This window comes from Lysinibacillus parviboronicapiens (genome assembly GCF_003049575.1).
Classification (GTDB): Bacteria; Bacillota; Bacilli; order Bacillales_A; family Planococcaceae; genus Lysinibacillus; species Lysinibacillus parviboronicapiens.
In genome coordinates this window covers 418,072-443,460 of record NZ_PYWI01000001.1, presented here as the reverse complement: position 1 = coordinate 443,460, position 25,389 = coordinate 418,072, and the positions used below count along the sequence as shown (strand labels likewise).

The window sequence follows — 25,389 nt, the reverse complement described above, 5'->3', positions numbered from 1 at the left end:
TATAAATTCCTCCATATACCAAAAACTCGTAATCTCAGTAGTGAAAATTATATTTGACTATTGTTTAATACTTTTGCGACTGCCTCGGAACGAGAAGTGACACACAACTTTTTATAGATTTTTGTTAGGTTATATTCAACTGCACGAATACTCATAAAAAGCTCATCTGCAATTTCTTTATTGCTGGAACCTTTTGCTAAACTCTCCAATATATCTAGCTCTTTTTGGGAAAACACTTGACGATGATCAGCACTGAATAAACCTTGTGAAAAGTTTGAAGGGGTTGACCTGATTAGCATTTCTCTTGGGACTAACACATAACCGTTCAGCACAGCTTGTATATTCAAAACTAAAACTTGATAGGAAGCTGATTTACTTATGATGCCATAAATACCTAATTCAATTAACGTATTAAATTGAAAAGAGTAATCAAAACCTGTATAGAAAATGATTTTAGCATCCGCATGAGTATTTAAGATTTTTTTGGATAATTCAATTCCCGAACAGTTGGGCATATTAATATCTAGTAAGTAAATATCAAAAGATTTTTTTTTAATGGCTTGTATAACCTGTTGACTATCTAATAGATAGGTAATATCAAAATTTGTTACTTCCTCCAGTATATTTTTGGTACCGAGACCAACCATTGGATGGTCATCCACAATTAATATTTGTATCATTACTTTCACCTCGGTATTGTTATTAGAATTTGTAATCCCTTATCGACTTCAGAAATAAATTCAATGTCACCGTTTAGAATATGAATTCTTTCTTTTATTCCAATGAGTCCAATATGGTGTTCACTATATTTTTCGATAGAATTGTTCATTCCTACACCATTGTCCTTATAATCTAAAAAAATATAATCATTTTCTTCCCACATCTCCACTGAAACGACAGAGGCTTTAGCATGCTTCTCCGCATTGTTTAAGAGTTCTTGTAGTACCCGATAAATGGAAATAGTTAAATTATAATTATTAGAGTAATCGGAAAAATTATGAAATTCATATTTCAAATTATAACTAACTTTCATTTGTTTTTTTTTACAGAATTCTTCTAACGAAGCAGTAAAATCTGTATTCAGCATAAAATTGGGACGAAGCTCACTGCAAGTTTCTCTAAGCTGTTTAATAACATCCAATAGCCCATTTTTTATTTTATTTAATGTGGCTAATTCTTCTTCTTGCAAGGTACTACTTGAATTTTGTATTACTTTATCTAATTTTTGATACCAAATTGTTTGATCTTGTAAGGCAGAATCATGCAAATCAGAAGCCAGTCTTATTCGTTCTTGTTCGCCTAATTGCAATAAAAATCTAGAAAGAGTATTCGATGATTGATGATTAGTAGTATCTCTTTTTTCTATTGACTTTATAATATTTTGTACGATATTTAAATTTTCATGAACTAATCTCACATACTTTACAATATTAATTAGCCACATTTTTTCGTGCATATTAAAAGTGGTATTATTTCTTTTTTGGCTTACCCATAGATAGGTGACATAGCTATCAGTTTGATAAAGTTCAATTCCAAGATAATTCGGGTTGCCAATTAAAGTATCAGTAGTAGTATTTTTTAACTTTTTCTTGATGAAATCAGTAAGCATACTTTGTGAATTGCTTTTATAATCTATGCTTTGAAATTCTAGTGTTTCTTTATTTAGCCGTATTAATAAAAGAATCTGAGGGTCTAATATTTCTGTAATTTGATTAAGCAGTAAATTTTCCAAATCATTTTCTTTCATAACTGAAGGTAATTTTTGTGAAAATTCATTTAGATTTTTGGACAAATAGGATTGTTTATAAAGAAAACTATCTTTTAATTGAAAATCTAATTTTTCTTTTAAAAATAATGTAACAATATTAATAATTAGTATCGCTAAAAATAAGATAATAAAATACACAACGCCATTTTCTGTATAAAATCTATCGCTTATTACTAGAATAGTTAACACTAACGTGGGGATAAATGTTAAGAATGTATAATATGGAATTTGTTTTAAAATAAAATTTATGTCTATTAAACGGTTAGTCAATACTATGTAAGAATAACCTATAGGAATAATAAATAACGTAAAAGCTGCTACATCATCTTGTAGATAGGGAAGATTAAAAATAAATGGTACAGCATGTAAAAAAATAAATGGGATAAAGGCACAGACATGAATTAATATTAACCATTTAAAAAAGACTTCATGATGAGAGCCTTTAGTGGCTACATAAAAATAAAGTAAGAGCATAATTGAAAAACAAATATTGAGGCAAAAGTAGCTTAACATTAGTCCAGTGCTGATAACATCAAGTAAATTGTTTTGCAAAAGTGTCGCTAATTTTAGAAAAATAACGAACAGGCAAATGACACTATTGATTTTAAAAAAAGTTAGCCATTTATTTTTAATAATTCCTTTTTCCAGTAACAACCTATGAATGAAAAGTGTAAGGAAAAGGGAACCAAGAGGGAAAAAAACACATATTAAAATACTAGATACAATATCCCCTCGTCCAGATTCTGTAGAGGCAAAAAAACTAAGAGATACTGATAAAAGAAATCCTATTAAATAGAAAGCAACTTTACTATTTTGTTGGTAAATAAATAAAGTAAGGACAAATACAGTTAAGGAAAAAATACTTGGAATTATAATTTCCTGAAAAGTATCTTTACGTGAATTAGTTGGAGCTTGAATGTATTTCATTTCATTATTTCGTTTAATTTTTATTGAGGAACCATGAACAAAACAATTATTATAGTTATAAGTTTTTATTGAGCTAATTTCCTTATCATCTACTTCTAAGATGACGTCTCCAGGTGAAAGATTCGTATAACGTGCCCAACCATCATTATCATATACATTAGTAACGACAACTTCCTCATTACTGTTAAAGTGTATTGCTATTCCTATATAGGGTGAGAGCATGGTGAAAATTAAAAAAAGATGAGCCGTTAAAAATATAAACTGTAAAACAAGGATTTTTCTTTTTTCATTCATCATTTTTAATCCTTCCCAGAATAAAAAATTTGCGGTTATCTCTAATATATTTGCGGTTATTACTTACTTCTTTTATAGTATTATAATTGTAAAGAAATTGAAAGGAAGGGAATACTATGATAATGAAAATAGTTCATTCAATGCTTTTATGCTCCAATAAAGAAGTAGATTTCGGTAAAATGGAAATGGTTGGGGATATTTCAGTTTCAGAGTTAAGTATTATTCAGGAAGTTATTAACGGTTCTGATAAATCGGATGTTTTACAAAAATCATCATCCTGGTTACCTAGATAAACTCTTTTAAGAATTCTTGAAAGTACAGCAATTTCTTCAGGATTGCAAGTTACAATTTTTGCGCAAAAAAGGTGATGAAAAATATTTTTTCATCACCTTTCTTACTGTAGACAAACTCAAAAAATTGAGTTTGTTTTTTTCTTTTAAATAGAAGTATCTATATGAACCTGTTGATTCCCGTTCCAGGCGCTTCCTTTCCGCACGTGCTGTTGTTGCAGGAATGTACCACCTTCCATGCCAATCAACTTGTATGCTTACTGATATTTTATTCTGCTTTTAGCCTGCTAAGAAAAGAATTCTTGAAGTGATAATAAATGAGATGAAGAAATATAAATCAATGAGCGTAAAAAGCTCGAAATACCAACAAATGAACGTGTATATGGGGATATGAAAGATGGTATGCGTTGGACAATTCTACTGAGGAGTTAATTACTATAGCTGTGATGAATTAAAAATAGCTTGCCACTTGGACATGGCAAGCTACCTAATAGGACATAAAAACTAGAGACAATTCATCCATAAAATTCAGGGGGATTTATATTCAACTGCCTTCAAAAAAGACAAAATACCCTGAGAAATGAAATTCTCGGGGTATTGGTCTATAGGCTGTGGCGATGAAAACTTTTTTAACTTTTTGTTTTTTATCACCTTTTCATTTATAAACGAAAACTTAACGTATACTCATTTTAAATTCTAAAAACAGTTCATTGTATTTCCCTAAGTAATCTGGGCCTAGGTTTTTATAAACTTCTAATGTGTCACGTTGTTGTTCAGAAGGGTAGTAGCGTTCATCAGTTACCACTTCTTCATCCATTAAATCCATCGCCGCAATATTAGGCGTCGAATAACCTACATAATCGGCATTTGTAGCAGCAGAGTCCGCATCCAACATAAAGTTGATAAATGCATGTGCTCCCTCCATGTTTTTTGAAGTTTTTGGGATAACCATATTATCAAACCATAAGTTAGATCCTTCTTCAGGTACAGCAAAGTCTAACTCTTCATTTTCGTACATCATATCTGCCGCTTGACCAGACCACGTAAGGGCAACAGCCGCCTCATTATTAATCATGAGTGGCGTAATTTCGTCGCCAATAATTGCTTTGACATTTGGAGCAAGGGTTATAAGCTTATCAGTAGCCTCCCGCAATTCGTCATCATTTAAAGAGTTTAGAGAGTAGCCGAGGCTATTTAAGCCCATACCGATTACTTCCCGTGCACCGTCTACTAAAAATACTTTACGTTTTAACGAAGAATCCCATAAATCTTCCCAAGAGGAGAAGTCTAAATCGCCAACAAGACTTGGATTATAGACAATGCCGACTGTTCCCCAAAAATATGGCACAGAATATTTATTGTTATCATCAAATGGCAAATCTAAAAAATACGGGTCTATATTTTTAATATTAGGGATTTTCGTTTTGTCTAAAGGAATGAGTAAATCTTCTTCTTTCATTTTTTCTATCATGTACTCAGAAGGTACTGCAATATCGTAAGCTGTACCACCTTGCTGAATTTTTGTCATCATGGCTTCATTTGAGTCAAACGTTTCGTAAACGACATGGATGCCAGTTTCTTTTTCAAATTGCTTCAATAAATCAGGGTCAATATATTCTCCCCAGTTAAAAATGGTCAATGTATTTTTACCACTTTTACCACCACCAGCACTCATCGCATTTGCAGCATACATTAACAGGGCGGAAACGACAAGGATCGCGATTGTAGCTTGAATTAATTGCTTCATTGTTGTCCCTCCGTTCTTTTACTAGCACGGCTTGTAATGAAATAATAGCCGATAACGACGAAAACAGTGACGAAAAAGACTAACCCTGAAATAGCATTTACCGTTAAGGAGATACCAGCACGTGCCATCGAATAAATTTCAACAGATAATGTACTGAAGCCATTACCTGTCACGAAAAATGTTACTGCAAAGTCGTCCAGTGAATACGTTAAAGCGAGGAAGAATCCTGCAAAAATACCAGGCTGAATATATGGTAAGATAACGCGCATCATGATATCTTTTTTCGTTGCGCCAAGATCTAATGCAGCATCGATTAACGATTTATTCATTTCTAGCAATTTTGGTAAGACCATCAGTACAACAATCGGTACGCTAAACGCGACATGTGCTAATAATACAGAAGCAAAGCCTAATTTAATGCCAACCATTGTGAACAGTATTAAAAAGCTTGCACCGATAATAACATCAGGGCTTACTATTAGTACATTATTTAACGAAAGTAATGTATTGCGCATTTTTGCATCTTTTACGGTAACAATGCCAATTGCACCTAATGTGCCGATAATTGTAGAGATTAACGCCGAAAGTAAGGCCACAATAACTGTATTAATTAATATTACAAGGAGTCTTGAATCCTCGAAAACCGCTTTATAGTGCTCTAATGTAAATGATTCGAAATTATTCATTGAGCCACCACTATTAAATGAGTAGAAGACCAAGTAAAGAATAGGCGCATATAAGACAATAAAAACCATTGCTAAATAGACCTTCGCTGATGTAGATAGTTTTGTCATCGTACACGACCTCCTTTATCCTTTTGACCTGTAATTAACATAATGATGACCATAAATAAAATTAAGAATACAGCAATTGTTGAGCCCATTCCCCAGTTTTGTGTCACCAGGAATTGCTGTTCAATCGCTGTACCAAGTGTAATTACTCGGTTCCCCGCGATTAAGCGTGTAATCATGAAAAGTGATAATGCTGGGATAAAGACAACTTGAATACCCGATTTAACGCCATCCAACGTAAGGGGTAACACGACACGACGGAAAGTTGTAATGGCAGAAGCCCCTAAATCACGTGCTGCATAAATCAATGTTGGATTTAAACGATCCAATGAATTGAAAATCGGTAATATCATAAATGGAATAAAAATATAAACGGATACGAACACAAAGCTAAGATCTGTGAAAAGCATCTGTTGTGGATCAAAACCAAATACTTCTATAAATGCATTAATGGGACCATATAAACCGAAAATCCCGATAAATGCATAAGTTTTTAATAAAAGATTGATCCAAGATGGAATGATAATGAGTAATAACCAAAGTTGCTTATGCTTTGTTTTCGTTAAAAAATAAGCAGTCGGATAGGAAATTAATAATGTGAAGAATGTAATTAAAAACGCATACCAAAACGAGCTAAGTGTCATTTTTAAATAAACAGACGTAAAGAATGCTTTATAGTTATCAAGCGTGAAGTTGCCATGTAAATCGAGTAGGGAATAGTAAACGACGAGGGCAATCGGTGCGATGACAAATAATGCAATCCATAAGACGTATGGAAATAACGCAGATTTTGATGTCTTAGTTTGCATCTTCGTCATCTCCATAGGCTTCTAGTCGTTTATCGAATTCTTCCTCTGTCTCATTTAAGCGCATGACATGGATTGCTTCCGGATCAAAGTCTAAACCGATTTCTGTCCCTACTTCAGCTTTTTTCAGTGAATGCACTAGCCACTCATTGCCGTCTTTATCGTATGTAGACAACTCATAATGTACCCCACGGAATAATTGAGTATCTACTTTAACGATTAATTTGCCTTTCTCGACTGTCGTCATTTCCAAATCCTCTGGACGGATGACGATATCGATTTTTTCATTTGGTTTCATACCTTGGTCAACACATTCAAAAACCTTCCCAGTAAACTCAACTTTAAAATCTTCAATCATTACACCCGGCACGATGTTTGATTCTCCAATAAAGTCAGCTACAAAACGGTTAATTGGCTCATCATAAATGTCTACAGGTGTACCAGATTGTTGAATTTGACCTTCACTTAGCACAAAAATTTCATCACTCATTGCTAAAGCTTCTTCTTGGTCATGCGTAACGAAGACAAAAGTTTTACCAAGACGTTGCTGTAACTCACGTAACTCATATTGCATTTCTGTACGTAGCTTTAAATCTAATGCAGACAGGGGCTCGTCGAGTAGAATGACCTCTGGATCATTGACAATGGCACGCGCAATTGCTACACGTTGGCGTTGACCACCTGACATCTCTGAAATTTCACGGTTACCATAGCCCGCTAAGTTGACGAACTTTAGGGCTTCTGCAACACGTTCTTTAATGTCATTTTCAGGTAGCTTTTTTATACGTAAACCAAAAGCTACATTTTCAAAAACATTCAAATGTGGGAATAGTGCATAATCTTGAAATACCGTATTTACTTGGCGTTCATTTGCTGGTACAGCATTAATTTTTTTATCGTGGAAGAACACATCGCCTGTTGTTGGTTCGGTAAAACCAGCAATAATTCGTAAAATAGTCGTTTTGCCACAACCAGATGGGCCGAGTAACGTATAGAACTTACCTTTTTCAAGCTCTAGGTTAATATTTTTTAAGACGACAGTGCCGTCGTTATATGATTTAGATACATTTTCAAAGCGGATAATTGAATTCGTAGTCATTGATGCGCCTCCTTAAGTTAAGCTATAAGTATGAATCCGTTGCGACGAGTAAAATTTTCGTTTCATCGTCATGTGCGTTAAAAATTTGATGATGATCTGCAGCGTCAAAATAGAGCGCATTGCCTTCACTAGCTATATATTGTTCTTTCCCCAAAACGAGACGAATACGCCCTTTGACAATATATATAAATGTTTCCGCTAACGACGGCTCGAATTGTTTGAATTCACCGCCAGCAGCAAGTGTCAGGAAAATAGGTTCCATTTCTTTTTCGTTTGATGTGGGAATAAGCCATTGAATTTCATATTTTTTTTCTTCGTCCGTGTAAATGGATTGATCTTCTTCGGTATATACAACCTTTTGTTCAGGTGCTTCATCATCGAAAAATTCTTTAGGCGTTGATCCTAAAACTTCTAATAATGAAAATAAGGTTTCAATAGAAGGTGAGTTCAAATCACGCTCTAATTGTGAGATATAGCCCTTACTCAAATCTGTACGTTCTCCAAGTTCTTCTTGGGTGAGACCTTTTTTCAAACGAAGTGCTTTAATTTTTCCTCCAATTTGCATCTTTTCCCTCCTAGAAGAAGTTTAGCAATCATAAACTTTCAGAAAATGAAGTTTACTTTAACGAAACTTTTAGTTTACTAAAAACATTACTATTATACATATTAATAAAAAATTTGCAATCATTTTTGCTGAAAAAAACATGCTATTTCTTAAAAAAATTAGCATATAAATTAAGCCTGAAATTTTTGTTTATTCCAGAATAAAATCGCTAAAAGTAGCGAATAAATAAGATGTAGGAATGATTATGTTTGGGTATTTGACAAATATTTGTCAACGTACTTGAAATGAATCGCATGGCGAAGTGCACTTCGTTGAAAAACTGCGACTTCTTTGCTATCGTAGAAGACGAGTTCGCATGTGCGAATGGAATATTTAACTACATATTTATTCGGAGGGATTAACAATGGCAGAACGTATGGTAGGCAAACAAGCACCTAACTTCACAATGGAAGCAGTACTTCCAGACAAATCTTTTGGTAAAGTATCTTTAGAAGAGATTAAAGCACAAGACAAATGGACTGTATTATTCTTCTATCCAATGGACTTCACATTTGTATGTCCAACAGAAATTACTGCAATGAGCGATCGTTATGATGAGTTCGAAGACTTAGATGCTGAAGTAATCGGTGTTTCAACTGATACAATTCACACACACTTAGCTTGGATTAACACTGACCGCACTCAAAATGGTCTTGGTGATTTAAAATATCCATTAGCTGCAGATACAAACCACACAATTTCAAAAGAATACGGTGTGTTAATTGAAGAAGAAGGTATCGCACTGCGTGGTTTATTTATCATTGATCCACAAGGCGAATTAAAATACCAAACAGTATTCGATAATAACATCGGCCGTGACGTAGATGAAACTTTACGTGTACTTCAAGCTTTACAAACTGGTGGTCTTTGCCCGGCAAACTGGCGTCCAGGTCAAGCTACTCTTTAATTTTAAAATGAATAGTAGGTCCCCACGACATGTTTGTGGGGATATTTATTCTTTATCAGTAGAAATTGTCGTTTCTTAGGAAGATTTGAGGATTTCTACTATCTAGAGGGAATCGTATGTATCCCTAGTGAAATTTTTTCGAATGCAAGTTGGGTCGAGAAAAATCCGGTCGCAATTACGCTGTGACCGTATTTGATACAAAAGGGGAGGATTTTTGATGAAACTTCGTGAACAAATGCCTGAACTTGCAGGTGCCACAACTTGGTTAAATGGTGAAGTGACAAAAGCAGATTTAGTGGGCGAAAAACCAACATTAATTCACTTCTGGTCAGTTAGTTGTCATTTATGTAAAGAAGCTATGCCAGACGTGAACAATTTCCGTGATCAGTACAAAGATGAGCTAAATGTTGTCGCTGTGCATATGCCGCGTTCTGAGGCTGATACTGATTTAGAAACAATTAAAGCAGTAGCTGCTGAACATGACATCATGCAACCAATCTTTGTAGATAGCGAATTGAAGCTAACAGATGCATTCGAAAACCAATACGTACCAGCGTATTTCGTATTTGATAAAGATGGTCAACTGCGACATATGCAAGCTGGTGGAAGCGGTATGAAAATGTTAGAAAAGCGCGTAAATCGTGTTCTAGATGAAATGCGTAACGCTTAAGCATATTATTTTTGAAGGCGGGGATATTAAAATCCTCGTCTTTTTTAAATCAAAGAAGTTAAATATAAAATTATTTATGGAACTTAGGTAAAGGGTACTGCGTCCTCGATAAACATCTAGCATATTTATTTTGAAGTGAAGTCTTCTCATTAAAATGTCGAAAATGACAGCTAGAATACATAGATTGACGAATCGTCTCCAGTTTTGACGATACATATGACAAAGAATACGTTACACTAAAAATAATTGTAGTTTTCGGAGGGATTTTTAATGATGAAAAAAGAGTTTGCTGTCATTGGACTGGGACGTTTCGGTGGTAGTATTGTTCGTGAATTAATGAGTCAAGGAGCACAAGTAATGGCGATTGATAACTCCTCAGAGCGCGTGGATGAGTTTGCTGCGATTGCCACTCAAGCTGTCATTGCAGATTCAACAGATGAATCTGTATTAAATTCATTAGGCATTCGTAATTTTGAGCATGTTATAGTGGCCATTGGTGAGGATATTCAAGCAAGTATTTTGACGACCATTATTTTAAAAGAGCTAGGTGTAGAACAAATAACTGTAAAAGCTCAAAACGACTATCATGAAAAAGTACTACGTAAAATTGGGGCAGATTTTGTCGTTCACCCTGAGCGAGATATGGGCATTCGTATTGCTAATAACATGTTATCAAATACTGTACTGGATTATTTAGAACTATCTGATGAGCATTCTATTATGGAGTTAAAAGCGAATGACGCGATTGCAGGCTATTCCATCATGGATCTTGATATTCGTGCGAAGTATGGCATCAACATTGTTGGTATTAAACGTGGAACAGACATTATAGTATCACCACAAGCGAGCGATAAAATTTTGTTAGGCGATATTATGCTTCTTATTGGGGCAGACGTTGATATTAACCGTTTTGTGAAAAAAGCGATGAGAGAGTAAAAAAAGGTGGAATCTTGTAGTTTTCTTACAATTCTCCACCTTTTCAACGCTACCAATTAGTTAAAATTGTCATCATAAAAGTCATTGGTGACACTATGATTTATTTTCAGAAAGCATATGGGGAGTAGGTTTAGCACATGTTCAGTTTTCGGAAAGAGCCATTGTTAAAGTTTGTGAAAATTCTATTTCCAATAGTACTGTTAACGATAGCTATGTATGAAATAAAAAAAACAATAAGTGGTGTAGATGTTAATTTACTTCGCTATGAAGTAAGTCAACTGCAAATATGGGAACTCTTGCTGATCTTTATCATGATGATTTGTGCAATCACCCCAATGATTTTCTATGATGTTATTTTAGTAAAGATTGTGGGTATCAAAATAAGAAAAAGAGTATTGGTAAAGAATTCTTTTATTGTAAATACCTTTTCAAATCTAATTGGCTTCGGTGGACTTGTTGGAATTTTTCTTCGTAATTACTTCTACTCTAAGTCTAATGAAGATAAAGAAGGTTTACTAAAAAGCATAGCTTCCGTTACGCTTTTTTATCTTACAGGCATCTCTTTATTAACATGGATGATGTATATGTTCTATTGGGACTTTCCGATTTTGCAAGAAATACGGTGGTTATCGATTGCCGTAATCATTGTCAGTTTATATTTTCCTGTTTTTGTTGCTGTGCATCTTGTTCGATTTAAAAACAGGAATTTACTATCGTTAAATGCCAAGCATTCTATGTTATTGATTGCTACCTCAGTAGCAGAATGGCTAGCGGTCTTTTTAGTTATTTGGTTATTAACATTTATATTGGGGATACCGATTGAACTTTCAGCATTGTTACCCATTTTTTTAGTAGCTTCCTGTGCGGGAATAGTTAGTATGATACCTGGAGGAGTGGGCTCATTTGACCTTGTTTTTCTGTGGGGCACTCAAAGTTTAGATATTGCTGATGGAAAAGTACTTTTTTTATTAATTTTGTATCGGCTTGGTTATTTTGTTGTTCCATTTTTGATTTCCTCCCTTTTATTTACAAAAGAGTATTGGGAGCGTTGGAATCGATCTTGGGACGATTTGCCAAATGTTATTGTTCAAAAGCTTAGTCATACACTATTAACAATTTTAGTATTTGTCTCTGGTATTGTGTTATTGCTTTCGGCATCGGTCCCAGGAGTTTTAAGTCGATTAAAAATAGCGCAGGAATTTTTATCATTACCCATAATGAATGTATCTCATCAGTTGACTGTTGCTGCAGGTTTTATTCTTTTGGGATTATGCAGGGGCATTAAATATAAAGTAAAAAGAGCCTATCAGCTTGCAATTATTGTCTTAATAAGTTCTGCTATGTTTTCTATTAGTAAAAGCTTTGATTATGAAGAAGCTATCTTTTTACTTATTGTTACAGGGTTACTTATTGCATCAAAAAAACAATTTTACCGTGAGAGTTATGTTTTAACGTGGGGCATTGTGTTGTTTGATATTGCTGCTGTGTCATTCATAACAGCTATGTATTTATTCATTGGTTATGTGAACTTACCTACAGCAAAAATTCATATTCCAACTGTTGTGCATGATTATTTGATTACGGATTACCGTGATTTATTTTTTAGTGCCATTATCGGTCTATTAATTGCCGTTGTGATCTTTTATCTTGGCTATTTTATCCGTACACCAAAGAAGATGATAAAACTATTATCAATAGAGCAAGAAGAAAAGATCCAAAAGCACCTAATGACCTATAAAGGGACAGAGTTTTCGCATTTAATCTTCCTACATGATAAATTCGTTCACTGGAATAAAAATGACACAGTTCTGTTTTCTTATCAAATTTTTGCAGATAAAATAGTTGTACTTGGCGATCCAGTGGGTAAAGAAACTGATTTTTCTGCAGCGATACAGGAATTTTTTGAATTAGCAGATAGTCATGGTTATACGCCTGTTTTTTATAAAATAAACAATAAAATTTTCCCCTCGTTACATGAGCATGGATATAGTTTTTTTAAGCTCGGTGAAGAAGCCTTTGTTGATTTAAGAGAATTTACATTTTCAGGAAAGGTGATGAAAGGATTTCGAGCCATCAAAAATAAATTTGAACGTGAGAACTATACAGTGGATGTCTTGCATCCCCCTCACTCATTAAAAGTAATGAACGAACTAAAAGAAGTGTCAACGAAATGGCTGCAAGGACGTGCAGAGAAAGGGTACTCCCTTGGTTTTTTTGATACAAACTATTTGAACATGTCAAAGATAGCTGTGTTAAAGGGAACACAAGGCGTTATTGGCTTTGCTAGTCTAATGCCAATGTATGATAATGGTGAAAGAATTTCGGTGGATCTTATGCGTTATAGACCGGGAGCGCCATCTGGAACAATGGATTTTCTTTTCTTATCGCTCTTCGAATGGGCAAAACAAGAAGGATATCGTGTCTTCAATCTCGGGATGTCACCATTATCAAATGTTGGTCAGTCTAGGTATTCTTTTTTAAGCGAAAAAATTGCTGCACAAATATTTTTACATGGTCAGCACTTCTATCATTTCAAAGGTTTAAAAAACTTCAAATTAAAATACGCAGATATTTGGCAACCCAAGTATGTAGCATATCGAAAAAAATCTTCGTTAACATTTACCATGGCACAAATCACGCTATTAATTGGCAGTAAACGAAAATAATAAGTCATAAAAAATGTTGGTAAATATCAATGTGGGCAAGTTATTTGGCTATTATGCTATGCTTGTCCACCAATAATTTCTTTAGAAGAAGCGTCATCATGACTATGACGACTTCTTCTTTTTTATAAGCTTGGAGGATAGTTTGTATACAAAAAATACCATTGATTTATTGATTTCCCATTAGTGTTTTGTGATAATAAATAAAAGTATTAGGAAGATGCGGTTATAAACAAGCGGTTTATGTATTAAGAAGAGCTAAGGTTCAGGTCTAAATAACAAACAATTTATTGCGCTATCAGGTTGTGAATTCTCAACCGATACATCTGCATATATGGGTGAATAATATTGAGCCCACGTTCAATCAGATGAATAAAGTATAAGATTGAGAGGAGACTTACACATGTTAATCAGAGAAGCGAGACTAGAAGACGCTGAAGGACTAATTACGGTGATGAAAAATGCGGAAGAGTCTAATTTCATGTTGTTCGGCCCTGGTGAACGACAGCTAGAATCGAAACAATTTGCTGTATTCATAGAAAAAATGAGGTATCAGTTCAATTCGACAATATTCATTGCTGAAGTGAAAGATAATATTGTAGGCTATTTAATTGTTCAAGGAGATACACCCTCTAGAATTGCCCATCGTGCCTATATTGTAATTGGTATCCACAGTGACTTTAGAGGTAGAGGGATAGGTACAGCATTATTTAGCAAGTTAAATGATTGGGCAAAAAACAAGAGCATACATCGTCTGGAACTTACGGTTATGGTAGATAATACAGTCGGCATTGCATTATATAAAAAAATGGGCTTCGAGATTGAAGGAACAAAGCGGCATTCCTTACGTGTCAATGGTAGCTATGTTGATGAATATTATATGGCAAAATTTTTGCCAATCTAAATCTAGAAAGGTTTTGCTAAGATGCCTAATAATAAAAAGGATCGTTGCATTGGAATTTTCTCACCTTCATCACCAGCTTCAGTCACAGCATTACCACGCTATGAGCGAGCAAAGGCATTTCTTGAACAAAAGAACTTGAAAATTATCGAAGGTAGCTTAACAGGTAAATCTGACACGTATCGTTCGGGAACTCCTAAGGAACGTGCTGAAGAATTAAATGAATTATTACGTAACCCAAACATTCATATAATTATCTCCACAATAGGGGGAACCAATTCAAATAGTTTGTTGCCCTATATCGATTATGAAGCGTTTAGGCGTAATCCTAAAATAATTGTTGGTTACTCAGATGTAACGGCTATTTTACTTGCTCTTTACGCAAAAACAGGTATCTCAACTTATTATGGCCCTGCTTTAGTCCCTTCCTTTGGGGAATTTGAACCATTAATAAATGACACATATACATTTTTTGAAGAATACTTCATAAAACCACAGAAACTACCTTATGAAATTCCTATGCCGGAATATTGGTCAGACGAACCAGTAAATTGGTTAGAAAAAATTGCTGAGAAAAAGCTATATAAAAATGAATGGCTGACAGTAAAAGAAGGAGTTGCTGAAGGAAGATTAATAGCTGGAAATATAAATGCAATGTATGGCTTTATTGGTACATGTTATTTTCCTCAAATAACAACAGGGGATATCTTACTTATTGAAGATTGTTCAAAAAGTATAGCAATTGTGGAAAAAAACTTTGCCATGTTAAAACTTCATGGCGTTTTTGAAAAGGTAAGTGGCATCCTATTAGGAAAACATGAATGTTATGATGATTTGGGAACAGCGCGTAAACCTTATGAAGTATTAGTAGAGCAATTAGACGGTATTGATATACCGATTCTAGCAGATTTTGATATATGCCATACACATCCTATGCATCCCATAGCAATAGGAAAAAAAGTAAAATTAGATGCCACAGCAAAAAAGGTATATTGCACGGAAAAATGGCTGTAGATGGGAGCAACCGAAATACGCATAACATACTGTTTCGCAAAGTATTTTTATAGATCGTGCATCTTTTTGGCAAACCACCTTTTTCTATTTTGTATTGATTGGAAGGTTACATTTAATATTTCCCTTGCATGAAAAATTGCCCCATAGAGTGCTGTAGGAACAGACTTTTTAGGGCAATTTTTTTATTATGATTAATAACGCTTATCTGTGGCAGATGTATCTTTTGTTTTTGTTTTGTTTTTCTCATCCTTGACCTTTTCATTTAATTCTTCACCAGGTATCGGATCCACAGTATTCATATCTTCATGTTTGTCAAAAATACTTTCTTTGTCCGTATCTAATACATCTGGATTATTCGTACGGCGTGTTTTGGCTTGTTTTTTCTCATCCATCTTCGATCACCTCTTACCCATATCTTTCACTCATTTAATAGAGTTTAAACATGCTAGATGAAGTAAATAGCAATAAAAGAACAAGCTTTTAGTCGTTTGTATTATTCGAAGTCGGTTTGCCAGCTGCGAGTAATGCCTTACTGCCAAGTAAGAAAAATCCTAGGATAAATAAGAAGATACCTGTGCCAATCAGTAACCATTCAATAGCAATTATATCTGCAATTGGGCCGAAAATTAGCATGCCTAAAGGCATCATAGATGTTGAAATCATCCCAAGCACACCAAAAACTCTGCCTAAATAATCACCCTCAACCTTCTCTTGCAGCAAAACAGTGGCAGGTGTATTGAAGATGGGCATGGATATACCTGTAATCGCCATGAAGACAAGGTACAATGAAAAAACAGGAATGATACCGAGTACAACCGTGCAGGCACCAAATATTAATGTCGCAAATGTCATGGTATGCACTTTGTTTTTAAAGCCACCCCATGATGCCATCAATATCCCACCAATCAGCATACCTAAGGCAAAAGTAATTTCGATAGCGGTTAAACGCCAAACATCATTTCCAAAACTTCGTGTCACTTGTAATGGAGTCAAAAATGCGGCAGGTGCTGCAAGTATCATGAAAAATGCAAAAAACAAGAAGAATCTTTTCAAAAAATTATGTTCTTTAATATACGTAAAGCCTTGTTTCATATCATTAAAATAGCCTGTAGTTTGCTTTTGTGCTGCTTTGGCATGAACAGGAATATGCAAAAAGAACAGCAACGTACTAATTGCTATTGCAGCTGTAATCACATCGATAAAGAAAATCGATTCGAGCGAAGCTTGTGTCAATAATGCGCCGCTAGCCATTGGAGAGATAATCATCACAAACGCTTGAATACTACCATTTGTGCCGTTTACTTTCATTAGTTTATCTTCAGGTACAATTTGTGGAAGAATTGCTCCAACAGCTGGTGTTTGAATACCAGCTCCTATTGCACGAATGGCTGAAATGCCAAATAGTAACCAAAGTGAATCATAGCCCAGTAAAAATAAAATAGCTAACAGTAGTGTGGACAGGGCAATCATGCCATCAGCCAAAATGATTAACCATTTGCGATTATATCGATCCGCCCAGACACCGGCAATAGGTGAAAGGAAGAAAGTGGGTAAGAAACCGCATATGATAGAGATTGTCATCATGACACCCGATTGTGTGCTTAACGTGATGTACCACGTAATCGCATATTGTACGAGTGAAGAACCAAAAAGTGAGATAGTTTGGCTCCCCAAAAAAAGTATAATATTCCTTTTCCAATGTTCAGTTGTTGATGCATTTGTTTGTGTCATGCAAAAATCATTCCTTTCAATTAAATAAAAAAACACAGGGGATTGGCCTGTGCTAAGAGTAAGTGGGGGAGATTGCGTGAAAGGTACCTTGAAAGGATTTAATCATGTCAACCATGAAAAAATGCTTTGTCACTCAAAAAAAATGGTCTCATCAGTAACAAATTATACCTAAAATAAAATTCGTTGAACTTTTCTACATCGAAGTCGTTCAATCAAAAATTATCTCGCATAAACGGTTAGTAAGGCGCTCACCTCAATTTTAAAGGTGAGAACGAGGCCCCTAGGAGGGCGAACAACTGACCGTAAAGCCCGTTTGGTTCAACTAACAATCTGTGGGAGTTGGAAAACTTCCACTAAATTGCAGGTTCACTTTTTATAAACATTCATTTTAAATTTAAAGACAACAAAAAGAGGGCGATTAGCCCTCTTTTTACATAAACGTAAAACGAAGATTCTCCTAAAAATAGGAAGACCAATCCCATTTACTCTGCACAGCAGGCAAAGCTTTTGAACGTATTCAATTAACGGTTCAAATTATGGAATCGAAATCTACCTGGCATCGTTAGGAAAACCTCCATTTCTTAAAAGTTATGTTAATAGTAGCATGGTCTGTAAGTATTGGCAAATAAAAATAAACGCTTCGTTGCCTATTTGATGATAAGTAAAAATGAGGTCATCCCATTTACGGAATGACCTCATTTTTATGTTGTAGAAGAGTCTACTGCTTAATTTTCTTCGATATCTTTACGATTTTTCTTTAACATTTTTGATAGCATTTCATATACGATTGGTACAACTACCAATGTTAATAATGTTGAAGATAATAAACCACCGATTACAGTGATAGCAAGGTCTTTAGAAATCAGTCCACTACCGCCACTACCGAATGCCATTGGTAGCATAGCACCAATTGTAGCAATAGCAGTCATTAAGATTGGACGTAAACGAGTTGCCCCCGCTTCTAAAATCGCTTCACGCATTTGTAGTCCGTCACGTTCCATGTGGATAATACGATCTACAAGTACAATAGCGTTGGTTACGACGATACCAATCAACATTAACAGACCCATCATTACGGATACGGAAATTGTTTGACCTGTCACATATAGACCAACAAATGCACCAATAACAGCGAATGGTAATGAGAATAGGATGGCGAACGGTGCTAAGCCTTCACCAAATGTTACAACAAGAATGAAGTAAACAATAGCGATTGCTGCTAGCATAGCGATTCCAAGTTGTGTAAATGTTTCTGCCATATCAGCAGCAACACCAGCAACGCCAGTTGTTACGCCTTTAGGTAAGTCTAACTCATCGATCTTTTTATCTGCTGCAGATGAAGCTTTTGAAATATCGTCGCCGATAATTGTACCGGAAACCGTCGCAAAGTATTCACCTTTAGAGCGAGATAATGAATTTAATGTAGTTCCTTCTTCGACTTCCACCAATTCACCGATTGTCATTGTTGTGCCTAAGGCTGTTTTAATTTCAGTTGCTAATACATCATCCAGTGACAATGCTGCTGCTTTTGCTTCACGTTGCACGATTACATTAATGTCCGCGCCATCGTGCTCAACCGTTGTTAACACTTCTTGTGATGATGTAGTATTTAAAGCCATCACTATTTGTGCGGTTGTTAAACCATATTGTAAGACATTTTTTTGATCTACTTTTAAAACGTTCTCTACATATGGATCTTCATTATCCGATTTAATATCTTCTAAACCGTCCACATCTTTTAGTGCACCTTCTACTTCTTTTACTGCTTTACGAAGGTTCTCTAGATTTTCACTATATAATGTGTAGCTGACTTCGTTAGAAGACATAGACATAGAGGCGAAGTCTTGAGTTTTCCATTCTCCTGATTGACCGATGTTAAATATATAGTCTTCAACGTCTTCTCGTGCTTCAGGGAAATCCTTCATATCTGGATCGAAGATAAGGTACATTAATGCACCACCAGCACCGCCACCCATCATCATTGCGGCAGGATCTGCGTTTTCAGCATCTGTAATGGATACTTGTAAAATATCAATGTCTTTGCGTTTCATTAATTCTTTTTCGACTGCTGCCACATTTGCTTCTGTTTCATCTTTTAGCTCACCAGTAGCAGGCGTGTATGTTAAATACATAACCTTCTCTTCCTGTGAACCCATGAAACTAAAACCGATTAATGGCGTTAATGCAAGAGATCCAACGAGCATTAAAATCGCGATAGCAGAAGTAATGAATTTATGATTTAAGGCTTTTTCTAGGATACCTCTATACCAAATAGCTAGTTTACCAACCTCTTTATGCTGGTTTTCTGTTTTTTCACCGTATAATTTCTTACGGAATAGGTAATGAGATAGCGCTGGTACAATTGTAATCGCTACTAATAATGATGCGCCTAGAGCGAATGACATTGTGAGTGCGAATGGCATGAATAATTCACCAACCATACCCCCTACAAAAATAAGCGGAGCAAATACTGCAATTGTTACTAATGTAGAAGAAAGAATTGGTTTGAACATTTCGATTGTCGCTTCACGAATAAGAGCGCGACCAGTCATTTTTTCTTGTTTTAAATGGATGCGTCGATAAATATTTTCTACAACAACGATGGAGTCATCGATTACACGGCCAATGGCAACTGTGATTGCTCCGAGTGTCATAATATTTAACGTAATATCCATCCAGTTCAGTAAAAGTAATGCCATGAAAATAGAAACAGGTATGGATATAATAGATATAATGGTAGATTTAAAATCACGTAAGAATAGTAAAATGATTAATACAGCAATGGCGCCACCGAACACGGCTTTTTCAATCATTGTGAACACTGAATCTTCGATTGGAGCACCTTGGTCCAGTGAGATGTCAATTTTTAAGCCATCAATTGCTTTTTCTTCATCTTTAATAAGGTCTTTTACGGCATTGACAACTGTTACTGTATTGGCATCTTGACCTTTTACGATTTGAATTGCTATTGCATCTTTACCGTTTGTACGTGAAACAGATTGTACTTTACCTTCGACTTCAATCGTTGCGATATCACCTAAACGAACGAATGGGGAAGGTTGTGTAGCTGAAGGTGTTACAGGGATTAATAACTCTTTCAATTGTTCTATTGATTGGACTTTGCCATCAACAGAAACTGCCTGTTCACCAACAGTAAATTCATATAAACCAAGTGATAATGCCATGTCACTTGCTTGTATCATTTGCTTTACAGCATCTTCTGTAAGGCCAAGTGCAGCCATTTTTTCTTCATCGTATTTAAACGAAACTTGCTCAATGTGCTGTCCTGTAATGGTTGCTGAAGCAACACCATCAATTTTTTCAATTTTAGGAAGTAATATATCTTCCACTGTTGATGTAAGCTCAACAATATCTTCATCAGAGCTACTTACTGATAAAGCGACAACTGGCATCATGTTCATGCTGATGGCCATGATTGTAGGTTCTTGTGCACCTTCAGGTAGTTTCACATTATCTAATGCTGACTCTAACTGACGTTTTTTCTCATCCATATCGATGCCATAGTCATACTCAACTTGTACTTGTGCAATGTTTGAAGAGGAAGTGGAGTAAACTGCCTTTACATCTTCTAAACTTTCAATGGATTTTTCATATGGTATGGACAGTTCGTTCATAACTTGTTCAGGAGTTGCGCCAGGATAAACGCCCATAACAATGAGATATGGTATCGAAATATCTGGAATAGATTCCATTTTCATGCGTGTGCCTGAATAAATACCTGAGACAGTGATGATTATTGTTAGTAACCATACTGCGAGTTTGTTTTTTAATACGAAATTAACTAAACCTTTCACCTTCACACCTACCCTTTATTGACTTACTAGACTCAATTATTTATAATAATGACTACTCGGTCATTTGTCAACGAAATACGCTAGGAGAGAATAAAAAATATGTTAAAAAAGCAACTTATTATGGAGAAGGCATTAGAGCTGTTTTCTGAACAAGGCTTTGAAGCTACATCTGTTCAACAAATTACGGAACGTTGCGGGATTTCAAAAGGGGCGTTTTATTTGTCCTTCAAAACTAAAGATGAACTTGTTTTGTCAATGGTGGACTACTTTTTGCAGCAGTTTATTGCTGATATTGACCATGTAGTCAGAAGCTCGTTTGCCAAAGAAGTTTTACTCGTTGAATTTTACAAAAGCATTTTTCAAGCGTTCAAAAAACATTCAGCCACTGCTCGCGTGTTTTTTAATGAAAAAGTATTTGCGAAAAAAAAAGAATTATTTAATAAAGTGAATGCCTATGAAATCGATATGTCGAAATCGATCATTTATATGCTTGAACAGCTATATGGTGAGGCACTACAAAAGAATAAATATGATGTGATGTATTGTATAAAAGGGTTTATGAAAAGCTATGCACAACTTTTTATTTTTTCAAATATTCCGCTAGACTTGGATCAATTAGCTAAATCCTTAGCGGAAAAGACGGATATTATTGCGCGTCATACAACCATTCCTTTTATTACAGAAGAGCTCATTCAATTGGTCAATAAACCTTGTGAGCAGGAAATAATCACTAAGGAATCATTAATACATTTAATTGAACAGACTATAGAAATGTTAGAAGAGTCTATTGAACGTGAGTCACTGGAGCTATTAAAAGCCCAAGTAGGGCATACAACATACAGCAGACCAATAATTAAAGGCTTGATTGAAAATATACGTTTAAGGCAAGATTGTCAATGGGTTGCTTATGTAATAAATAAATACTTTAAATTTTAAGTATTGCAATAGAATTGCTCACTGACGATAGTGAACAATTCTATTTTTTTGGATCAATGCCGATAGATTTTCACATTCGCAGCGTTTTGAGCCTAAAAATGACCATCTTTGAAGTAGTACTACTATATACGAAAAATTTTAAAAGAGGTTTCGGAATTTTAAAAGAAAATGAAATTTTATCTTTAACTGTGACAGAAGCGTCCACAAGTAAAAAGCCTGTAGACAAACTCGAATGCTCGAGTTTTCTACAGGCTGAAACTATATGATTTTGCATAGCTACTTAATACGTTAGATTATACTTCCATAATGATAGGTAAAATCATAGGACGACGTTTTGTCTTTTCGAATAGATAAGGTCCTAAAACGTCTGTAATATCATTTTTAAGCTCTGTCCATTGCGGTGTTTTCCCTTGGATTGTTTCATTGAGATGGCGATTTAGCATTTTTTGTGCTTCGTTAATCATCGTACCTGATTCACGCATGTAAACAAAGCCACGTGAAATAATATCAGGACCAGAAACAATTTTTTGATGCTCCATATCCACACTCACAACAACAATAACTAAGCCTTCTTCTGACAGAATTCTTCGATCGCGTAGCACAATATTACCAATGTCTCCAATACCATTGCCGTCAATATAGACATCGCCAGAAGGGATACGCCCTGCTACATGTGCTTCGTTAGCACTTAGCGCTAAGACATCACCGTTTTCCATCACGAATGTATTTTCAAGCGGTACATCACAGTTTTCAGCCAAATGTGTATGCATTTTTAACATACGGAATTCACCGTGAATTGGCATGAAGAACTTAGGTTTCATTAAACGTAACATTAGTTTTTGTTCTTCTTGGGAACCATGACCAGATGTATGGATATTATTTAGTGCGCCATGAATAACTTCAGCACCTGCACGGAAAAGTAAATTGATGATTTTATTTACACTCACTGTATTACCTGGTACTGGTGAAGAAGAGAATACAACTGTATCGCCTGGTTGAATCTGAATTTGACGATGCGTACCATTGGCAATACGAGAAAGGGCTGCCATTGGTTCACCTTGAGAGCCTGTACATAGAATCATGACTTCATTTGCCGGAAGGCGGTTAATGCTTTGGGCATCGATAAATGTGTCCTTTGGTGCATTAATATAACCTAATTCACGACCAATTGTAATGGCATTGTCCATAGAACGTCCAAAGACAGCGATTTTTCTGCCGTATTTTATCGCAGCATCAGTTGCTTGCTGTAAACGATGAATGTTAGACGCAAATGTTGCAAAAATTATGCGACTATCGACCTTACGGAAAATTTCATCGATACTTTTGCCCACTGTACGTTCAGACATTGTAAAATTAGGTTTTTCAGCATTTGTACTATCAGATAGTAAGCAAAGTACGCCATCACGCCCAATTTCTGCCATTTTAGTTAAGTTTGCAGGTTCACCAACAGGTGTAAAATCGAATTTAAAGTCACCTGTATGCACGATGTTGCCAGGTGGTGTTTTTACGACGATACCATATGCATCAGGAATACTATGCGTTGTTCTAAAGAAGCTAACAGATGTTTTTCGGAATTTAATAACATCTTCTTCTTTAATTTCAATCAGTTTTGTAGTACGTAGTAAGCCGTGTTCTTCTAGTTTGTTGCGCAATAAGCCAAGTGCAAGCTTACCACCGTAAACAGGAACATTTACCTGACGCAGTAAGTACGGAATACCACCAATGTGGTCTTCGTGTCCGTGCGTAATAAATAACCCTTTGATCTTATCGACGTTACGTACTAAATACGTATAATCTGGAATAACATAGTCAATGCCGAGTAGGTCATCTTCCGGGAATTTAATACCAGCATCAATTAAGATTATTTCATCCTGAAATTGAACGCCATAAGTGTTTTTGCCGATTTCGCCCAGTCCGCCGAGCGCGAAAACAGCTGCTTGGTCATTTTTAACAAACTTCATGTTTGTTAAATTTCCTCCAAGATGAAGTTCGGACTAGCTTGTTCGTAGGCTAAATAATTACCTTCAAGCAATTGAACGAACTCAATGTTGTAATGTCGGTCTTGTAACTTTTGACGTACTTCACGTTCTGAAGCAGCTTCAAGGTATAGACTTTTAGTGTTTTCGCGAACTGGAATCTCATTTGCTTTTTCTTGATAATAAACTTTGTAAATCATAGTTTGCTCTCCTTTGATTGCGTACATTATTATTGCACCTTTGTCTATTACCACACACGTACTACAAGAAAAAATCGCAAATTTCTAGTATACTAATGGAGAAATGGGCGTTTGACTTTCTTGTATCTCAGAACTTCAATCTTGCACTATTCATGAAAAGCAATGAGACAGTGGTTGCGCATAGCCAAATAAATGCATTTCCTATATATTATCACGCAGCTACTTTAAAATAAAGAAAAGCCCTTCAAATAATGAAGGGCAAATGTTAGGCAATTGATTTTTTTCCTTTTCCGAGTAGGCCGCGAAGTTGCTTCAACAATTTTTGCTTTAGTTTCTTCAGCATGGCACATCACTCCTTAGGATCATTATAATTAAAAACGATGCTTGTGTAAAGTACTTAACCTTTGCATGACCATACATAATGAAAGGAATTATATAATGAAAAAAATTTTATTTTTTGATGTAGATGGTACGCTTTACAACAGTGATAAGTTGTTGCCTGCTTCTGCGAAAGAAGCTTTATTAGAAGCTCGACGGAAAGGTTATGAAATCGCCATTGCGACTGGACGCGCTCCATTTATGATTCAACCATTGTTAGACGAGCTTGATATCAACACGTACGTGACGTTTAACGGACAATATGTTGTCTATCGTGGTGAGGTTGTCTATGCAAATGGTATTGAGAAAGAAGAGCTTGCACATATTATTGCCTTTGGGGAAGCCCGCAATGAACCAGTTGTTTTTTTAGATGATAAACAAATGATTGCTTCGGTCGGAAATAATGAGATGGTAGCGGCGAGCTTGAATACATTAAAATATCCATACCCAGCATTAGACTCATCTTATTATATGCAGCACAATGTTTATCAAACACTCATCTTTATGGAAGAAAAAGATGAACCTTTGTATTGTGAGACATTCCCTAATGTACAATTTGTACGCTGGCATCAATATTCTTGTGATATTTTGCCAAAAGGTGGATCGAAGGCGGCTGGAATTGAAAAGTTGCTGGTGAAAATGGGGCTAACACTAGAGGATGCCATTGCTTTTGGAGATGGCCTAAATGATATAGAAATGTTACAAGCTGTTGGTACGAGTGTAGCAATGGGGAATGGACATGAAAAAGCAAAGGCAGCTGCAACGCATATTGCCGATCATGTAGATGAAGATGGACTTGCGAAAATAATGCGACTGTTAAAAATAATTTAATGGTAGCGTAGATGAGGAATAAGTTTTCTGAAATGTAATAGTTTGGGAAAAATAGAAAAAGTGTTAGATTGACTGATGTCGATCTAACACTTTTTTTTGCTGTGA

At 35.4% G+C, this 25,389-nt stretch carries 21 protein-coding genes; 9 read left to right on the top strand and 12 right to left on the bottom strand.

All coding sequences use genetic code 11. From position 1 onward, the window contains the following. Positions 1 to 47: 47 nt before the first annotated feature. Positions 48 to 680 carry a response regulator transcription factor gene (locus tag C9J35_RS02135; protein WP_107923229.1) on the bottom strand — a complete coding sequence of 211 codons (633 nt, stop codon included), beginning with the start codon at positions 678 to 680 and terminating at the stop codon, positions 48 to 50. Between the two features lie 5 nt (positions 681 to 685). After that, positions 686 to 2,992 (bottom strand): ATP-binding protein, encoded by a 2,307-nt coding sequence (locus C9J35_RS02130; RefSeq protein ID WP_107923228.1) that lies wholly within the window; start codon positions 2,990 to 2,992, stop codon positions 686 to 688. A 113-nt stretch (positions 2,993 to 3,105) separates the two neighbouring features. Here C9J35_RS02130 and C9J35_RS23445 point away from each other — a divergent pair, with 113 nt between their 5' ends. Next, entirely contained in the window at positions 3,106 to 3,282 is a 177-nt protein-coding gene (locus C9J35_RS23445; protein WP_167395905.1) for a hypothetical protein, read from the top strand. A gap of 670 nt (positions 3,283 to 3,952) precedes the next feature. Here C9J35_RS23445 and C9J35_RS02125 read toward each other — a convergent pair. From C9J35_RS02125 to C9J35_RS02105, 5 genes are read right to left on the bottom strand one after another with little or no spacing between them, the layout of a single operon-like run. Beyond that, positions 3,953 to 5,026: an ABC transporter substrate-binding protein gene (locus tag C9J35_RS02125; protein WP_107923227.1), complete on the bottom strand. Its 1,074-nt coding sequence runs from the start codon at positions 5,024 to 5,026 to the stop codon at positions 3,953 to 3,955. Then, positions 5,023 to 5,820: an ABC transporter permease gene (locus C9J35_RS02120; protein WP_107923226.1), complete on the bottom strand. Its 798-nt coding sequence runs from the start codon at positions 5,818 to 5,820 to the stop codon at positions 5,023 to 5,025. The genes C9J35_RS02125 and C9J35_RS02120 overlap by 4 nt, the downstream gene beginning before the upstream one ends. Further along, a complete protein-coding gene (locus C9J35_RS02115) occupies positions 5,817 to 6,626 on the bottom strand; it encodes an ABC transporter permease (protein ID WP_107923225.1) in 810 nt (269 codons plus the stop codon). Before C9J35_RS02115 ends, C9J35_RS02120 begins: the two co-directional genes overlap by 4 nt. Continuing rightward, the gene (locus C9J35_RS02110; RefSeq protein WP_107923224.1) at positions 6,616 to 7,722 is read right to left on the bottom strand and encodes an ABC transporter ATP-binding protein; all 1,107 of its coding nucleotides are present in this window, start codon (positions 7,720 to 7,722) and stop codon (positions 6,616 to 6,618) included. The genes C9J35_RS02115 and C9J35_RS02110 overlap by 11 nt, the downstream gene beginning before the upstream one ends. A 22-nt stretch (positions 7,723 to 7,744) precedes the next feature. Then, on the bottom strand, positions 7,745 to 8,287 hold the full coding sequence (locus C9J35_RS02105; RefSeq protein ID WP_107923223.1) for a helix-turn-helix domain-containing protein: 543 nt from the start codon (positions 8,285 to 8,287) through the stop codon (positions 7,745 to 7,747). A gap of 403 nt (positions 8,288 to 8,690) precedes the next feature. On the opposite strand from C9J35_RS02105, the gene C9J35_RS02100 reads away from it, so the two are divergent. From C9J35_RS02100 to C9J35_RS02075, 6 genes are all read left to right on the top strand, one after another. Next, positions 8,691 to 9,233, top strand: a complete 543-nt coding sequence (locus tag C9J35_RS02100; RefSeq protein ID WP_054767079.1) for a peroxiredoxin — start codon at positions 8,691 to 8,693, stop codon at positions 9,231 to 9,233. 217 nt (positions 9,234 to 9,450) lie between these two features. After that, the gene (locus tag C9J35_RS02095; RefSeq protein WP_054767080.1) at positions 9,451 to 9,903 is read left to right on the top strand and encodes a TlpA family protein disulfide reductase; all 453 of its coding nucleotides are present in this window, start codon (positions 9,451 to 9,453) and stop codon (positions 9,901 to 9,903) included. A gap of 273 nt (positions 9,904 to 10,176) precedes the next feature. Further along, positions 10,177 to 10,839 (top strand): potassium channel family protein, encoded by a 663-nt coding sequence (locus C9J35_RS02090; RefSeq protein WP_054767209.1) that lies wholly within the window; start codon positions 10,177 to 10,179, stop codon positions 10,837 to 10,839. A gap of 137 nt (positions 10,840 to 10,976) precedes the next feature. Beyond that, positions 10,977 to 13,505: a bifunctional lysylphosphatidylglycerol flippase/synthetase MprF gene (mprF, locus tag C9J35_RS02085; RefSeq protein ID WP_107923222.1), complete on the top strand. Its 2,529-nt coding sequence runs from the start codon at positions 10,977 to 10,979 to the stop codon at positions 13,503 to 13,505. Between the two features lie 400 nt (positions 13,506 to 13,905). After that, positions 13,906 to 14,406 (top strand): GNAT family N-acetyltransferase, encoded by a 501-nt coding sequence (locus tag C9J35_RS02080; RefSeq protein WP_054767081.1) that lies wholly within the window; start codon positions 13,906 to 13,908, stop codon positions 14,404 to 14,406. A 21-nt stretch (positions 14,407 to 14,427) separates the two neighbouring features. Next, positions 14,428 to 15,417, top strand: coding sequence for a S66 family peptidase (locus C9J35_RS02075; protein WP_107923221.1), 990 nt, complete (start codon positions 14,428 to 14,430; stop codon positions 15,415 to 15,417). Positions 15,418 to 15,608: 191 nt separating this feature from the next. Here C9J35_RS02075 and C9J35_RS02070 read toward each other — a convergent pair whose 3' ends face one another. The 3 genes from C9J35_RS02070 to C9J35_RS02060 form a co-directional block, all read right to left on the bottom strand. Further along, the gene (locus tag C9J35_RS02070; protein ID WP_107923220.1) at positions 15,609 to 15,809 is read right to left on the bottom strand and encodes a YczO family protein; all 201 of its coding nucleotides are present in this window, start codon (positions 15,807 to 15,809) and stop codon (positions 15,609 to 15,611) included. A gap of 88 nt (positions 15,810 to 15,897) precedes the next feature. Continuing rightward, complete coding sequence (locus tag C9J35_RS02065) at positions 15,898 to 17,148, bottom strand: MFS transporter (RefSeq protein ID WP_107923219.1); 1,251 nt, start codon at positions 17,146 to 17,148, stop codon at positions 15,898 to 15,900. A 725-nt stretch (positions 17,149 to 17,873) separates the two neighbouring features. Further along, complete coding sequence (locus C9J35_RS02060) at positions 17,874 to 20,963, bottom strand: efflux RND transporter permease subunit (protein WP_107923218.1); 3,090 nt, start codon at positions 20,961 to 20,963, stop codon at positions 17,874 to 17,876. Positions 20,964 to 21,062: 99 nt separating this feature from the next. Here C9J35_RS02060 and C9J35_RS02055 point away from each other — a divergent pair, with 99 nt between their 5' ends. Next, positions 21,063 to 21,899, top strand: a complete 837-nt coding sequence (locus C9J35_RS02055) for a TetR/AcrR family transcriptional regulator (RefSeq protein WP_107923217.1) — start codon at positions 21,063 to 21,065, stop codon at positions 21,897 to 21,899. 293 nt (positions 21,900 to 22,192) lie between these two features. On the opposite strand, the gene rnjA is transcribed toward C9J35_RS02055, so the two are convergent. Both rnjA and C9J35_RS02045 read right to left on the bottom strand, forming a co-directional pair. After that, complete coding sequence (rnjA, locus tag C9J35_RS02050; RefSeq protein WP_107923216.1) at positions 22,193 to 23,860, bottom strand: ribonuclease J1; 1,668 nt, start codon at positions 23,858 to 23,860, stop codon at positions 22,193 to 22,195. A gap of 5 nt (positions 23,861 to 23,865) precedes the next feature. Beyond that, positions 23,866 to 24,075 (bottom strand): DNA-dependent RNA polymerase subunit epsilon, encoded by a 210-nt coding sequence (locus tag C9J35_RS02045; RefSeq protein ID WP_054767210.1) that lies wholly within the window; start codon positions 24,073 to 24,075, stop codon positions 23,866 to 23,868. Between the two features lie 438 nt (positions 24,076 to 24,513). Between C9J35_RS02045 and C9J35_RS02040 the strand changes: the two genes are divergently transcribed. Beyond that, entirely contained in the window at positions 24,514 to 25,284 is a 771-nt protein-coding gene (locus C9J35_RS02040) for a Cof-type HAD-IIB family hydrolase (protein ID WP_107923215.1), read from the top strand. Positions 25,285 to 25,389: the final 105 nt, after the last annotated feature.

Coding starts and splice junctions, on each gene's coding strand:
- C9J35_RS02135 (WP_107923229.1), bottom strand. CDS start 680: ATGATACAAATATTAATTGTGGATGACCATCCAATGGTTGGTCTCGGT.
- C9J35_RS02130 (WP_107923228.1), bottom strand. CDS start 2,992: ATGATGAATGAAAAAAGAAAAATCCTTGTTTTACAGTTTATATTTTTA.
- C9J35_RS23445 (WP_167395905.1), top strand. CDS start 3,106: ATGATAATGAAAATAGTTCATTCAATGCTTTTATGCTCCAATAAAGAA.
- C9J35_RS02125 (WP_107923227.1), bottom strand. CDS start 5,026: ATGAAGCAATTAATTCAAGCTACAATCGCGATCCTTGTCGTTTCCGCC.
- C9J35_RS02120 (WP_107923226.1), bottom strand. CDS start 5,820: ATGACAAAACTATCTACATCAGCGAAGGTCTATTTAGCAATGGTTTTT.
- C9J35_RS02115 (WP_107923225.1), bottom strand. CDS start 6,626: ATGCAAACTAAGACATCAAAATCTGCGTTATTTCCATACGTCTTATGG.
- C9J35_RS02110 (WP_107923224.1), bottom strand. CDS start 7,722: ATGACTACGAATTCAATTATCCGCTTTGAAAATGTATCTAAATCATAT.
- C9J35_RS02105 (WP_107923223.1), bottom strand. CDS start 8,287: ATGCAAATTGGAGGAAAAATTAAAGCACTTCGTTTGAAAAAAGGTCTC.
- C9J35_RS02100 (WP_054767079.1), top strand. CDS start 8,691: ATGGCAGAACGTATGGTAGGCAAACAAGCACCTAACTTCACAATGGAA.
- C9J35_RS02095 (WP_054767080.1), top strand. CDS start 9,451: ATGAAACTTCGTGAACAAATGCCTGAACTTGCAGGTGCCACAACTTGG.
- C9J35_RS02090 (WP_054767209.1), top strand. CDS start 10,177: ATGAAAAAAGAGTTTGCTGTCATTGGACTGGGACGTTTCGGTGGTAGT.
- mprF (WP_107923222.1), top strand. CDS start 10,977: ATGTTCAGTTTTCGGAAAGAGCCATTGTTAAAGTTTGTGAAAATTCTA.
- C9J35_RS02080 (WP_054767081.1), top strand. CDS start 13,906: ATGTTAATCAGAGAAGCGAGACTAGAAGACGCTGAAGGACTAATTACG.
- C9J35_RS02075 (WP_107923221.1), top strand. CDS start 14,428: ATGCCTAATAATAAAAAGGATCGTTGCATTGGAATTTTCTCACCTTCA.
- C9J35_RS02070 (WP_107923220.1), bottom strand. CDS start 15,809: ATGGATGAGAAAAAACAAGCCAAAACACGCCGTACGAATAATCCAGAT.
- C9J35_RS02065 (WP_107923219.1), bottom strand. CDS start 17,148: ATGACACAAACAAATGCATCAACAACTGAACATTGGAAAAGGAATATT.
- C9J35_RS02055 (WP_107923217.1), top strand. CDS start 21,063: ATGTTAAAAAAGCAACTTATTATGGAGAAGGCATTAGAGCTGTTTTCT.
- rnjA (WP_107923216.1), bottom strand. CDS start 23,860: ATGAAGTTTGTTAAAAATGACCAAGCAGCTGTTTTCGCGCTCGGCGGA.
- C9J35_RS02045 (WP_054767210.1), bottom strand. CDS start 24,075: ATGATTTACAAAGTTTATTATCAAGAAAAAGCAAATGAGATTCCAGTT.
- C9J35_RS02040 (WP_107923215.1), top strand. CDS start 24,514: ATGAAAAAAATTTTATTTTTTGATGTAGATGGTACGCTTTACAACAGT.